The sequence below is a fragment of the bacterium genome, from assembly GCA_026398675.1.
In the GTDB taxonomy this organism is placed as follows: domain Bacteria; phylum RBG-13-66-14; class RBG-13-66-14; order RBG-13-66-14; family RBG-13-66-14; genus RBG-13-66-14.
Genome location: JAPLSK010000121.1, coordinates 1 through 14,019, shown reverse-complemented (window position 1 = coordinate 14,019; position 14,019 = coordinate 1). Strand labels below are relative to the sequence as shown.

Here is a 14,019-nt window from a genome sequence, read left to right as displayed (position 1 = left end):
GCGCGACCTGGGCGACGGCCGCTGGACCGCCCTGGCCAAGCCGGGCAAGCGGCTCAAGCTGGGAACTAGGATAGACTTCCGCGGGGAGCTGGCCGGGGAGGTGCTGGCCAAGCTGGAGGGGGGAGTCGTGGTCCTCGGCTTGGCGGGGTCGCGGCCGATGGCCGAGATTCTGGACGAGTTCGGCGAGGCGCCCCTGCCGCCGTATATCGAACGGCCGACCGGGGCCGATTCCCGCGACTCGCGCCGCTACCAGACGATCTACTCGCGCTACCCCGGCTCCGTCGCGGCGCCCACCGCCGGTCTGCATTTCACCCCCAACCTTTTAGAGCGGCTTCGGGCGCGGGGGGTAGAGTGGCTCACCCTGACCCTCCACGTGGGCTACGGCACCTTCGCCCCTCTCCCCGAGGGGGATTTGACCGGCCACCGGCTGCACACCGAAAGCTTCACGCTGGGCAAATCCACGGCGCGCGGCGTCAACCGAGCCCGGCTCGAGGGGCGCCGGGTGATAGCCGTCGGCACCACCACCGCCCGGGTGTTGGAGGCGGCGGCCGACGAGACCGGCATCGTCACGGCGGCCTCCGGCGAGACCGAGCTCTTCATCCACCCCCCATACCGGTTCAAATCCGTGGACGGGCTCCTCACCAACTTCCACCTCCCCCGCTCCAGCCTCTTGATGCTGGTCGCGGCCCTCGCCGGGAGGGAGCGGATTCTCGACGCCTACCGGGAGGCGATTGCGGAAGGTTATCGCTTCTACTCTTACGGCGACGCCACCCTCCTCCTGCCGACAGGATAAAGCGCCGGTCGATGACCAGTGGCGGCGCTCTGTTTAGCGTGGCGGGGATTAAAATCCCCGCCCTACATTTTTCCCTCTCCCTCTTAGGGGGAGGCACGCCTACGGGCCAGGGCACATTTACGGTTAAAGGGGGGAAAATCCAAGACGGGTGTTCGCGCAAGCGTCGCAATTCCAGTAAAATAAGCCGTGGAGGGAATTCGGGCTTGTCAAGACGACTCCTTTGGTGTACCCTTTTTTTTGGCCGGCGCCCACTGCGGGGCCCGTAAGCAGAGCGTAAAAAAGAACCAACAATTCTGTGAACGGGACCCTGGTTGGATCGCACGCGGCTCGGGCCTTCGCGGCCTACGGCTGACGACGATCCCAAGGCACCCACCTGGTGCAAAGGTTCTGTTAAAGCGAAACTTACGACCCGGCGGTACGCCGACCGCCACTTTCCAAAGAAGGACCCTCGGGGTCCTTTTTTGCGGCCGTGGGCCGGGCCCTAGTAGTAGTGGATCTTCAGGTACCGCAAAAGCTCGGCGGCCAGCTTCGGGCTCATCCCCTTCACCTCGGCGATCCGCTCCGGCCTCGCCGCCCTAATCTTCTTCAGCGAGCCGAAGGCGTCCAAGAGCGCCCTCCGCCTCTTCGGCCCGATGCCGGGGATGCGCTCCAGGATTGACTGCAGCCCCTCGGAACGGCGCAGTTGCCGGTGGTAGCGCAGACCGAAACGGTGGGCCTCGTCCCTGACCCGCTGGACCAGGTGCAGCGCCGGCGAGTCCGGTGGCAGGCGGACCGGCGTCGAGCGCCCGGGGAGGAACAAGAGCTCCTCCTTCTTCGCCAGCCCGGCCACTGCGAAACGGCCCGCCAGGCCGTCTTCCTTCAACTGGTTAACAACCGCGCCGAGCTGGCCCTTCCCCCCGTCCACCAGGACCAGGTCCGGCAGCTCGTCGCTTTCGGCCAGCTTGGGGTAGCGCCGGTGGGCGACCTCGGCCAGCATGGCGCAGTCGTCGGGACCGGGGGTCTTCAGCTTATAGCGGCGGTAGAGGTTCTTCGCGGGACGCCCACCCCGAAAACCGACCACCCCGGCCACCGGCTGCTCCGCCCCGAGGTTGGAAATGTCGAGACCCTCGATGAGGGTAGGGACCACGGGCAGCCTCAGCCTTTCGGCCAGCTCCAGGGCCGCCTCGGCCTGACCGTGCCGACTGAGCTCGGCCAGCATTTCCTCATCGAGGTTCTTCTCCGCGTTTTTAAGCGCCAGCTCCAGGAGCTCCCGCCGGGCCCCGCGGTGGGGCACGGTGAGGCGGACTCGGACGTGCCCGGGTTTCTGCTCCGGCTCCTCGGACGGCGAGGCGCGCAGTAAAGCCCGGGCCACCACCATCGGGGAGCTCTCCGAACGGAGCCGGGTCAGCAGAAGTTCCAGGTCTTCCCGGTCGGCGGGCTCTTCGGGCAGCACCACGACCCGGGGCACCCAGTCGGCGCCGGTGTAGTACCGGACGGTGAAGGCGGAGAGCACGTCGGCGTCGCTGGAGCCACGGGTGTGCTCCAGGGAGAAGTGCTCATCGGCCAGCAGAAAGCCCTCCCGGATTTTTAAAAGCTCCACCACCGTCTCCCCGCGGCGGCGGGCCAGGGCCAGCACGTCCAGGTCTTCCTTCCGAGGGCTGACCACGCGCTGCCTGGTCATCACGGATTCCAGAGCCCGCAGGGAATCGCGCAGCTTCGCCGCCCGCTCGTACTCCCGCCTTTGGCTCGCCTCGAGCATCTCGGATTGCAGGATTTCGGCCACGTCGCTCCGGCGGCCCTGGAGGAATTCACAGGCCGTCCGCACGGAGCTCGCGTAATCCTCCCGGCTCGCGTAACCGACGCAGGGTGCGCTGCAGCGGTCCATATTGTAGTGGAGGCAGGGCCGCCAGTTGGGCATGGGCGCCGTGCCGCCCTGCTCCAACCAGACGTGGAGCTCGCGGCGGCAGACGCGCAGCCGGAAGAGCCGCTGAATCGTCCGGATGGTCCGCCGGATGTCCCCGGCGTTGGAGAAGGGACCGAAGAAGAGGCTCCCCCTGGCCCGGGTGTCGCGGGTGACCACGAGCCGGGGAAACTCTTCCTCCGTGGTCACGCGGACGTAGGGGTAGCGCTTGTCGTCCTTGAGGTTGACGTTATAGGGGGGCTTATGGAGCTTGATTAGGGACGACTCCAGCAGGAGCGCCTCGACGGGATTGGTGGTGATGGTGACCTCGAAGTCCACCACCCGTTTGAGGAGGGAGCGGATGCGCGGGGGATGGTCGGCCGACGGCGCGCCGGAGGGCTGGAAGTAGGAGCGGACCCGTCTCGCCAGATCCTTCGCCTTCCCCACGTAGAGCACACGGCTCCCGCCGCCCAGCAGGCGGTAGACGCCCGGCTCGTGGGCCAGGTTCTTCAGCTTGAGCTCGAGTCCCGCCGCGTCGTCACCCATGGGCGAAATTATACCAGACTGGGGAATCCCGATAAACAAACAGGCCGCACCGGCGCCGTGCGCGCCGTCTTCGGCCGGACAGTGGGCGATAAAAAAAGGGCGCCCCTTGGACGCCCGGCGACTCGGGTAAACAATTTTACACATCGGCCCCTCTCGGATCACCCCTAACGTACATAAAAAGGGCGTCCCACAGGACGCCCCCGCCGTTTAAGGAAAAGACAAAAGACCCAGGTCCACCCATGCCCCCTTCGGTGTGTAAAAAAGGGCGCCCTTGGACGCCCTTTTTTTCGGGGAAAGAATCGGTTAGAACGAAATAGCCTTAATCGCGCCCCAGGTCGTCTCCTGAATATCGGCGTCGGGGAGCATCGTCGGCTCGATCACGTCCAGCCAATAGTGGCGATCGGTGCCGCCGGGGCAGTCGGTGTTCGTGGACTCGGTGTAGCCCCAGCCGTCGGAGGCGAAAACCGCTATCTGGTAGTGGTCGATGTATAGCGTATTCTGGTCGGCATCCAGCTTTTCGTAGGGGACCGGTTCGAGGGTGGAGGTATCCAGGGTGTAGCTGGTGCTGTTGGTGAAGTCCTGGAACTTTTGCGACTCGTACCAGTTCGGCACGTTGTCGGGGTAAATCAGCCGGTCGGCCGTGCGAATGTCTTCCCAGATTTCAATCGAATAGGCGATCTGCGAGGGTCCATAGGGGTTGTTCTGGGAGCTGGCGGACCAGGAGAAGGGTCCGTAGGGATCGCCCTGTTCGACCTCGTAGGCTTCGTCGGCATCGGGGTCGTCTCCGCCCGGATCTCCGAAGTCGAAGTTGTCGGGCTGGGTGTACACGAAAACCGCCAGCGCCATCTCGTCGGCCGCGGACAGTTTCACGCCGTCCATGTAGGAGTACATGAACCCGAGGAGCCCACGCTTGTCCTCGACGCCGACGGTCGCGCTGCCGCCGTTATCGTGAGCCGTACCGGGCACCGTGGTGTCCTGGTAGTTGACCTTCATCTCGTAGGTGGTCATGTTGAGGACGACCTGGAGGCTGACCGTGCCGTCCACCAGGTCTTCGTACCCCCGGATGCCCCAGTCGTTCCAGGAGACGATGAAGTTGTTGCCCACCGTTTTGTGGTAGCAGTGGCTGTTCTCCAGCTTCACCCCGTCGTCCCAGAAGGGGGCGAAGAAGGTGTGGGGGTTGTATAAGGAACCCTCGGTGGGTACGGGACGGTTCGCGTAATCGGCGTAGGAGCCGTCGTTGTAATACTTGCTCTCGAAGCCGATGAGGAAGTTCGTGCTGACGTACACGTTCGAGTAGGTTCCGCCGCTTAGGTAGTCCGTGTTGTCGTAGAACACAAAGGGGCCGGGCAGGGTCAACTTCACCACGCTGTCGTCGGGACCGCCGAAGTTGATCTCGGTGCCGTCGGTGATGTCATACCAGTTGTACGACGGGCCTCCGCCCTGATCGGGAGCGTTGTCAATATACGCGTAGTACTCGGGGTTCCTCATCGTCTCCAGGCTGTCCGAATCCCAGTTGGGGTCGTACGCGGTGCCCAGATCGTCCCCGCCCTGTTCCTCCTGGGGCCGTGCCAGGAAGCGGTCCAGGTTCAGGCCGACGAAATCGGGAATCCGGGTCGAAACGCTCAACGTACTGTCGGCGCTGATGGCGAAGGGGCTTTCAGCGTGCACCATGCACACCAGGGCCAACAAAGAAAGAACCAGCAGGAGTTTCCGCATGAGTCTCCTCCGTGTATGGCTGAAAGTTAATCCTTATAAGTGCACGAGAGAGTGGCCCTTTGCACCGTAAGGGTGTGTTGAAAAGCTATTATACCTTAGAAACTTTACCATGGACCCCCGGGAGTGTCAAGGGTTTTTCAACCACGCCCTGGACGCCGTCTTCTCTGCATGGAGGCGGTCAGAAGGGTGAAACGGTTGATGATCCGGTTGTTCAGGTCCTCCGCCCAGTAGCGCTCCGGCGAACGTAAACCCAATTTAACCGCCAGGGAGTTCAGGCCGTCGGTCAAGTACATGCCCGTCCGGGCCACGGCCAGAGGGTTTCGACGGCTCCACCCCGGCCTCGACGTCACGGCGATTCCGTAAGTGTAACCGGCCTCCCGGAGGGCGGTCACCACCCGGGCGTCGAAGCGGCCGAAGGGGTAGCTGAAAGCCTCCGGCGCCAGGCCCAACTCCTCGGTCATCGCCGCGCGGGACTCGCGGAGCTCCCTTTCCAGCTCAGCGTCGTCCAGCGCGGTCAAGTCCCGGTGGGTGACGCCGTGGCTCGCGAAACGGACGAGGCCGTCGGCGGCCATCTCCCGCGCTTGGGCCCAGCTCAGGTGGCGGAAGGCGCCGCGGGCCAGGGGCTGGTCCCAGTCGTTCGACCGCCCCATGTAGCCGGTCACCAGGAAAACGGTAGCCGGCAGCCCCAATTCCCGCAACAAAGGCCACGCCTCCCGGTACACCGATTCGTAGCCGTCGTCGAAGGTGAGAACCACCCCTCTTTCCGCGCCACCGCCGCGCCCGAGGGCGTCCAGGTAATCCGTGAGGTGGAGGACCGGGAGCCCCGAGGAGCGGATAAATTCCATCTGCCGCCGGAAGGCCCCCACGGTGAGCCAGGTCCCGCCAAGCTCGGGGCGGTTCTGCACCTTGTGGTAGGTCAGGATGACGACCGGCTCGGGGCGCACCGTCCCGTAGCGCCGCCGGTGGTAAAAACGCAGAAAAACGACGAGCGAAAGAAGCCCCGCTCCGAAGGAGAATAGAAGCCAATCGGGGGCCGTCACGGAGCACCGCCGGGGGAAAGGGTGAAGCGCGCCTCCATCCGCCTCTCCTCGCCCGGCGCAAGCCGCACCGACCAGGCCCAGACGAGCTGCAGCCCCTGCCAGCTCCTCTTTATCCCCGCCTCGGTGCCCTCGACCGTAATTACGGGAGATGACCAGAGATCCGCGACCGGCTCCGCCTCGCTTTTAACGGTAAGGCCCACCCGGCGGTCGGTCAGCGACCATGAGGCGACGGACCCGCGCCCGTCGCGCCGGGTTACACCCAGCGGAACCGCTCCCGGACTTCCCGCGGAACGGAAGGTCAACTCGAGGTCGCTGGGTCCGCTGGGCGGCGAGGGGGAGGAATCCAGCGCCAGGGTCAGCGATACCGGCCTCGGGCCGGGGTTGACGACTTTCACTTCGCAACCCCACCCGCCCCGGACAAAGGAGTACACGAGCTCAACCTCGACCCTTCCCCGCCCGACGGGAACCGACCCGGCGAAGCCGACCCGGGACCCGCGCACCTCGGGGCCCGCGAGCTCGGGGAAGAGGGCCTCCCCTTTTCCGGCCACGAGGCGCTCCGAAGCCGCTTTTCCGGGCATGACGACCAGCCGGCAGAATCCGCGCCGGGCCCGGTCCACGGTGAAACCGCGCTCGTCGCCCCGGTGGTAGGGCTCGGCGATACGGGTGAATCCACCGGCCAGACCGGCGGGCGGGGCCTTGGACAGCCAGTCCAGTACCGCCCCCCCGTGATCCAGCACCACCGTCTGCGCCGGGTCACTCGCGACGACGCCGGACCGACCGAGCCTCTCGTAGTCGCACAGGGCGACCCGGCGGCGGGCGCCGCGGTCCAGCCGGGCCAGCACCTCGGCCAGGCAGCGGTAGCAGTGGTGGCGCAGGAAGTGATAGTACACCCCGCCGAAAAGGCCGTGCCAGTAGACGTCGTTCACCGCTGCGGCGTCGAGGAGGTCCAGCAGACGGTCGGCCTCGGCGGGCTCCAGGACGTCTTCCACGCCGGTGAGGCGGTCACGGGTGTAGAGATAGGCCAGGTGCAGGCGGCCGGCCGCGGGGTACTTCACCAGAAAGTTGCGCCAGTGGGTTCCCCGGGTGAAACGCTCGACCTCCAGCCGGAGCTCCGGGGCCAGGCCCGCATGAACGAGGCGCCCGGGAAGCGATTCCAGACGGCTCCGGGCCTCGGTAGGAAGGGCCCAGACCCCCATCCGGTCGTAGGAGGCCGTGGGGAGGTAGACGAGGCTTCGCGGCGGCTCCTGCTCCAGGGCCTCGGAGAGGAGCACCGTCTCGATCCAGGGCGGGGTCGAGAGGCCATCCAGGAAACGGGCCATCCACCCATCGCGGTAACAAAGGTCGTAGGTCGTCCCCTGTCGGGCGGGCCAGAGGCCCATCGTCTCCGCGTCGCTCATCACGACCACGACGGCGCGCCCGGTGGGAGCGATTGGGCGGCAACCCGCCAGGTACTCCACGGTCCGCTCCGGCTCCTCCCAGGGAATGAGATACCGGATGGGCTCGTCTATCGGGAAGACCGCCAGGGTCTCACCGTCGTGCTCCGTGGAGAAGATGGCGTGCATATCATCGGGTTGCCAACCCAGATCGAGGAAATGCCGGTGGTCCAGCAGGGTGTAGCGGTACCCGGCCCGGACCAGGTCGGCGGCCAGCTCCGGCTCCCAAACCCGCTCGGCCAGCCAGGCGCCCCGTGGGCGGCCGAAGATCTCCTCCACGCGACTAAAGAGCCGGGTGAGCTGCCGGTGGCGGTCCCCGGAGGGGATCATAGGCAGAATCGGCTCGTAGTAACCTCCACCCAGAATCTCCAGCCGACCGTCGGCGACGAGCGAACGCAGAAGCTCGACGAATGGGCGCCGGTTGACTAAAAGCCAGTCCAGAAGCGCCCCGGAGATGTGGAGGTTGAACTTCAATCCGCTCGCCGAAAGCGCCCCGACGAGTGGCTCGTAGCTCCGACGATAGGCGTACTCGAAGGTTCCGGGAAAGTTGCCGACAGGTTGGTGCAGGTGAAAAACGACCGGCACCAGCAACCGGACCCCCGGAGGAACAAGGGGTTTCGCTAGAGGCGTAGCTCGCTTCGCTCGGTTTGCCGGGGGGCCCATATTAAACCCCTTGTCTGCCTGCTTGTCTCCATGTCTGTGGCGGGAGGGCATCAGTCCGACCCGCCCGTATGTTACGCCGGTATCACGGGAGAGCCCGTGTCCCTCGGCAAAGTGAAGATGAAGCGGCTGCCCTCGCCGAGCTCCGACTCCACCCAGATGCGGCCGTTGTGGCGTTCGATGATGGCCCTGGTCACCGCGAGGCCCAGGCCCGTTCCGCCGTAGTGGCGGGTGAGCGTCGAGTCCACCTGGTACAGACGCTCGAAGATGCGCCCGTACTCGACCTCGGGAATGCCTATACCGGTGTCGGCGACCGTGAATCGGTAAAGATCCTCGGCCTCCTCGCAGGAGATGGTCACCGTGCCCTCGCCGATGGTGAACTTGTTGGCGTTGGAAAGAAGGTGGATGAAGACGGTCCGGATTTTCGCCAAGTCCACGTCGAGGATGATCGGTTGCTTGGGAAGCTCCAGGACCAGGCTCATCCGCGGGATGTCGAGGTACTTCGACTGCTCGACGAAGAGCTCCTCCAGAAGTTTGGTCAGGTTGAAGGTCGAGAACTCCGGGGTGTACTGGCCGGTTTCGATTTTTAAGAGGTCCAACAGCTCGATGATGAGACGGCTCAGGTGGTCGGCTTTTTCAATGATGGTTTCCAGGATGTCCTGCTGCTTCTCGTTGACCTCGCCGATGACGCGACCGGCCATGAGCTGGGCGTAGCCCTTGATGACGGTGACCGGGGTGTTGAGCTCGTGGGAGACCATGGAGACGAAGTCGGACTTCATCTTGTCCACCTTCAAGAGCTCCTCGTTGGCCAGGGCGAGCGCCAGGGCGCGTTCGCGCAGCTCCTGGTAGAGGTTGATGTTGTGTATCGCCTGGGAGAGCTGATCGGCGACCGTCTCCAGGGCGGAGATATCCGCCGGATCGAAGGCTTCGGTTTGCGTCGTTTCGAGGTCGAGCACCCCCTTGACCTCCCCCTCGACGAGGAGGGGAATCGCGAGCTCCGCCCCGATTTCGAAGATGCCGGCGGGCATGATGTAGTGGGGGTCTTTCGAGGTGTCGGGGACGTAGCGGGTGACGCCGGACCGGGCCGTCCACCCCACGACGCCCTCGGTGACGGGGACCCGGTAACCCCGGCCGACCAGCACGTCGAAGATGCCCGATTGGGCCTCCAGGACGAGCTCGTCCGTCTCGGCGTCCTGCATGAAGAGGGAGACGTTGTCGTAACCCAGGGACTGGTGGATGGCGTTCACGGTTTTACGGAACAGAGGTTCCAGGTCGAAGGAGGACAGCGCCAGCCGTCCGAGGGTGTTGATGATTTTGAGCTGCTCCTGTCGGCGCATGAGCTCGCGCTCGGCCTCCTTCGCGGCGGTGATGTCGCGCAGGGACCCCTGGTAGCGGATGTAACCCCCATCCGTCGCCAGGTCGAGGTCCGTCTTGGGGTCCATCACCTCCCGCAGCGTAGGCCGCGCCTCGCCGGTGTCCCCGTCTACGATGGAGGAAAAACCCAGGTCCGCGCCGGTCACGTTGCGGGGGAAGGCCTTGGCTTCGACGCTCATGGCGACGGTGCGCGACGGTCCGGAGCGCGATTGCAGGTGGAATTCCAAATCCTGACGCCCCAGACCCGACCTCACCCGTTCAAAGGCGCGCTTAACCGCGGCCCGCCAGTCCGGCATCACGAGGTCCAGAAAGCTCGTCCCGATGAAGTCCTCCCCCGGCTCGCCGGCCAGGGTGGAGAACTGGCGGTTGGAGGCCACGACCTTCTGATCCTCATCGAGGACGAAGAGCGCGTCGGTGGCCTCGCGGAAGAGGTTGCGGTAATCGTTCTGCGAGCGCTCCAGCTCCCAGCGCAGCTTGGACGTGGTGATGGCCTGGGCCGCCAGATGGGCGAAGGACTCCAGCGGCTGGATCGTCGCCTCGGTGGGGGCGAATATGACCCCCAGCATCCCCATGGGCCCATCGAGGGGCACGAAGAAGAAATCGTTGGGGTCCCAGTCTATGAACTCTTCCCGCGTGCGGGTCGAGATCAATCCCTGCTCGCCGATGGTCCCCCGAACCAGCGCCGCGGGCAGGTAGTACGAGTGGCTGATCTTTCTGGCGTTCGTCTTTATCCTCTCCAGGTCCTCCTGGCTGAACGGCCGCCTTTGTTGGAGATCCTCTCTCTCCTCCTGCGTCAGGTTTGAGAACGCCACCCTCCTCATCTCATCCCCCTCGACGAGAGACAGAACCGCTCGCGAGAACGTCGAGTGAGTGGTGATGGCGTCCACGATCGTCTGTCCTATCTTGTAAAAATTCTTCTGGAGCACGATCTCGGCGCCGATGCGCGAGAAGGCCCTCAGCCGCCCATACGCCTGATCCAGCTCCTCGAGCGTTTTCTTCTGGTGCTCGATGCTGCGCGCGCCCTGAATCGCCTGGGCGAGGTTCGCGGCGAAGGTCTCGTAGAGCTCCAGGGGAATCCCTCCCCTAGACGGCAGGAACACCGCCACCCCCTCGAAGTGGTCCTTCGACTCCAAGGGGGAGATGACGAGCTCCGCTATCCCGACCCCCCGAGCCGACTTGAGGGCGTCGTCCCACAGGGGTTTGAGGTCGCTGGGGGTTTGTGTGCTCCCCCCATCCTCCCCCGCCTCCCGGATTTTCCCTTCGGGCGCAGTTTTACCAGGGGCATAGCTCGCTTCGCTCGGTTTGCCGGGGCGTGACTCGGTTCGCCCCGTTTCGTGACCCAGACGCAGAGAACGTCCCGTCGTCCTCATCCGCTCCACGACGTCGTCCATCACCCGCTGGAGCGATTCGCCCGGGAAGAGGGGGTTGCCGAGGGGCTTGGCACCCTCGCCGCCCCCGCCTCTCCGCCGGCCCAGAGCCCGCTTGAGCTCGTCCGAGAAGTGGCTCGCCAGCAGGTGGTACGACACTTCTCGCCCTTTGGCGAGCCCTTCCGCCGGCGCGAGAACCTGCAGACCGGCCAGCCCCAGAGCCTCGGATATCTTCCCGCAAAGGAGGTCCAGGAGCTGCGACAGCTCGAGCTCCCGGGTGATGGCCTGGCTTATCTCCCTTATGCTCGTCAGGCCGACCATTTCCAGTTCCCGAGCCTCGAGATCAGTCTCCTCCCGTTCTTTTTTCAGGCGGATGATGTTGTGGCGCCAGTATAGGACGCCGCCCGCCATCAAGAGGAGGAAGAACCCCGCCAGCGCAAAGGAGTACCGTCTCTGGGCGCTCTTCGCCGGCGCGATGACCGCGTCGGAGTCCTTGAGGCTCAGGAGCTCCAAGCGGTGCCCCCCGAGCTCGAAGGGGCGCAGGACGCCCACCGCCTCACGGTGCGTGTCGGCCAGGGTCATGCGGAAGAGACCGCCGTAGCCGTTGTTTACGAAGATGGAAACGAGCGCCGACCGTGGATCCTCCGCCTCCGCAATGCCGCCCAAACCCCGTAGGCCGCGACTCCCGGGCGCTCGCGCGGGGCCCGCTAGAGACGAAAGACGGGGGTTTAACCGAGCGAACCGAGCGAAGCGAGCTACGCCCCCGGCGAACCGAGCTACGCCTCTAGCGAAACCCCTTGCCTCCTCGGGACCTTGGAGTATGACGCCCGATCCGTCGAGGACGTAACAGGTCGCCCCCGAGCGGATGATCCCCGAGAGATAACCGCCCTCGTCCCGCCCCGAGGATAGGGCACGGGTGAGGTCTAGATACCCGACGATCCGACCCCCAATGACCGTACTGCGTACCGGAATGCTCACGGTGACGATGCAGGCCTGGTCCTGAGTTGGGGCTAGGGACACGCTCACCCCGTCGGACTGCGCCGGGGATCGGTTGTCCGAGGGTAAGGCTGGGGCGGTGGAACCGGGGGGGTAGACGATGGCTGCGCCGCCGGTCTCGTCGTAGAAGGCGATGTGGAGGAAGCTCTTGGAGCCGCGCAACTGGGAATGCTCATAAACGGCCGCCATGGCCGCTCGGAGCTCGGCCGGACCCCGCGCGACCTCGGGGTGGGCCAGAACCGAGATGGAATTGGAGAGGTCGTTGAAGGCCTCGGTTATACCGTAAACCGCCGAGTGCAGGAGGTCCTCCTGTTCCCCGGCGAATTGCTGCACCGCCTCCCGGCCGGCCCCGATGTCGAACAACAGGGTCAGGGTGGTCAACGCGATGAGGAGGAGCGGGAGAATTATCCAGCTGAACTTTAGGAGGTTTTGCCGCATGGAGTCCGACGGGCGCTTTTTTTTAAGAGAATCAATGATACCACAAACCGCGACGGCGCGGCCTTGACCGTTATCCTAGGGAACCCCGACCGCGCGCAACTTCAATTCCACCGGGCGTCGGCCAGCGCCAGCTCCGCCAGGAGGAGAAAGACGGCGAGCGCCAAGAGCACGCGCCACAGGGGGAAGGGACTAGGGACGGCCTCCGGGGTCAGCCCACCCTCCGTCAGCACCTCGATCGAGGGGCCGAGCAGCCCGTAATCGCCGGGGTCCAGGACGGAAAGGTCGCCCTCGCCGGTCGGAGCGTTGACGGCGAACATCCGTTCGCCCGCGTCCGATTCCAGCCTCCACACCCCCGACTGGTCGAGGACGATGCTCCAGGGCCCATCCCCTTCCAGGACGGTCTCCCCGCCGTCGGGCGCCGTGAGCCTCCCCGCGCCCGAGGCCGGGACGGTCAGGAACCGCCCCGCGGTGTACGCCGCGGGTTCGGCCTCGCCATAAGCGCAAAACCGGAGCGCCTGGTTGAAAAGGGAGGGGAAGGCCTCCGTGGCCGCGAAGGTCCCGTCCTGGAGCCGATAGGGCAGCATCCAGAGGAGCAGCCTTCCGCTCGAGAACCCGCGGCACGCCAGCGCCGGCTCGCCCCCCGAGTAGCGGACGAGGACCCGCCACTCGTCGCTCAAGGCGCAAACGGCGATACGGTCGGCGACGGCGCTCTGGGTCAGTTCGCCGAGTGGCCCGGCGAGGGGCCGGGTGACCTCGTTCTCGGGAATCTGGCCCAGCCTGTACCCCGCCGCCGCCTCCCGGCGGACCACGGGTCCGATGCCCGTCCAGGGGGGAAAGGCGAGGCCCGCCTCGGGCGGCACGGCGATCATCAGGCCGGCGCCCCCGTCCAGCCGCTCTTTTACGAGCGTCTCTTCCGCCGGGCTTAAAGGCTGCTGGGCGTTCCAGAGCAACACGTCGGCCCCGACGGCGTCGGCCGTCCTTGCGACCAGCCCGGGAGCGGTATCCAGGGCCGTCCCGAAAAGGCCCACGTCGCCGAGGGTGAAGACGCGCGGCGCCGGGTGCACGAGGACCGCCAGCCGCGCGACGTCGTCCACCCCGAAGGCGTCCGTCGGTTCGGCGGTGAGCTGGATGACCGTCCAACCGGGCTCGACGGGAACGACACCCATGTCGAACCGCCCGCTCGCCGATTCTACGAGCGACACCTCCTCGCCATCGGTGGACAGCCGGTAATCCCGGGGCGGACCGGTGACCGTCGCGGTCAGCTCCAGCTCGGCCCCGGCGAGGGGCAGGGGGTTCCGAGCTCCGAGCTCGGCGATGCCGCCGTTTTGGACGGAAATACCGACGGGGTAGACGAGAAGGGGGTAGGGGAATGCGAGCGGCTCGTCGAAGCAGCCGGCGGGGAGATCGCTGAACAGCGCCGCGACGCCGTTTCCCCCGGAGGACTCCAGCCTGGAGGCGGCGAACTCCAGGGCCGAGGCGAGATCGGTGCCCCCCAGCCCCGCCTCGACACCGCCCAGGGCCGCGAGCGCCTCGTTCGGCTCCACCGATTCGGCCGCGGGGCGCGGGCGGTCGTCGAAGGCGACTAAATCCACCGGGGTCCCGGCGGGCAAGAGCTTCAGGTACCTCGCGCAGGCGCTCTTGGCCCTCTCGAACCGTTCACCGCCCGAGTCCACGGCCGTCATGGAGAGCGAGCGGTCCAAGAGGACCACCACCCTCTCGGGGGTGCCGCCCAGGAGGCCCTCGGAGCGGACGACCGGTCCCGCCGCCGCCAGGTGCC

General features: G+C 65.9%; 7 protein-coding genes. 1 reads left to right on the top strand and 6 read right to left on the bottom strand.

Going from position 1 to position 14,019, the window contains the following annotated elements; genetic code table 11:
- The coding region (gene queA / locus NTW26_03005; protein MCX7021242.1) for a tRNA preQ1(34) S-adenosylmethionine ribosyltransferase-isomerase QueA at nt 1-793 on the top strand (793 nt) is incomplete at its 5' end.
- A gap of 481 nt (nt 794-1,274) precedes the next feature.
- Here the strand turns inward: queA and uvrC are convergent.
- The 6 genes from uvrC to NTW26_02975 form a co-directional block, all read right to left on the bottom strand.
- Nucleotides 1,275-3,218 carry an excinuclease ABC subunit UvrC gene (uvrC, locus tag NTW26_03000; protein MCX7021241.1) on the bottom strand — a complete coding sequence of 648 codons (1,944 nt, stop codon included), beginning with the start codon at nt 3,216-3,218 and terminating at the stop codon, nt 1,275-1,277.
- A 303-nt stretch (nt 3,219-3,521) separates the two neighbouring features.
- Complete coding sequence (locus tag NTW26_02995; GenBank protein MCX7021240.1) at nt 3,522-4,934, bottom strand: hypothetical protein; 1,413 nt, start codon at nt 4,932-4,934, stop codon at nt 3,522-3,524.
- Nucleotides 4,935-5,071: 137 nt separating this feature from the next.
- Complete coding sequence (locus NTW26_02990) at nt 5,072-5,974, bottom strand: polysaccharide deacetylase family protein (GenBank protein MCX7021239.1); 903 nt, start codon at nt 5,972-5,974, stop codon at nt 5,072-5,074.
- Nucleotides 5,971-7,992, bottom strand: a complete 2,022-nt coding sequence (locus tag NTW26_02985) for a DUF1925 domain-containing protein (protein MCX7021238.1) — start codon at nt 7,990-7,992, stop codon at nt 5,971-5,973. The genes NTW26_02990 and NTW26_02985 overlap by 4 nt, the downstream gene beginning before the upstream one ends.
- Before the next feature lie 149 nt (nt 7,993-8,141).
- Entirely contained in the window at nt 8,142-12,242 is a 4,101-nt protein-coding gene (locus NTW26_02980; GenBank protein ID MCX7021237.1) for an ATP-binding protein, read from the bottom strand.
- A gap of 101 nt (nt 12,243-12,343) precedes the next feature.
- Nucleotides 12,344-14,019, bottom strand: a 1,676-nt coding sequence (locus tag NTW26_02975; protein MCX7021236.1) for a VWA domain-containing protein, incomplete at its 5' end; no start/stop codon positions are given.

Excerpts from the sequence above, each read along its gene's own strand:
- uvrC (MCX7021241.1), bottom strand. The coding sequence starts at position 3,218 with ATGGGTGACGACGCGGCGGGACTCGAGCTCAAGCTGAAGAACCTGGCC.
- NTW26_02995 (MCX7021240.1), bottom strand. The coding sequence starts at position 4,934 with ATGCGGAAACTCCTGCTGGTTCTTTCTTTGTTGGCCCTGGTGTGCATG.
- NTW26_02980 (MCX7021237.1), bottom strand. The coding sequence starts at position 12,242 with ATGCGGCAAAACCTCCTAAAGTTCAGCTGGATAATTCTCCCGCTCCTC.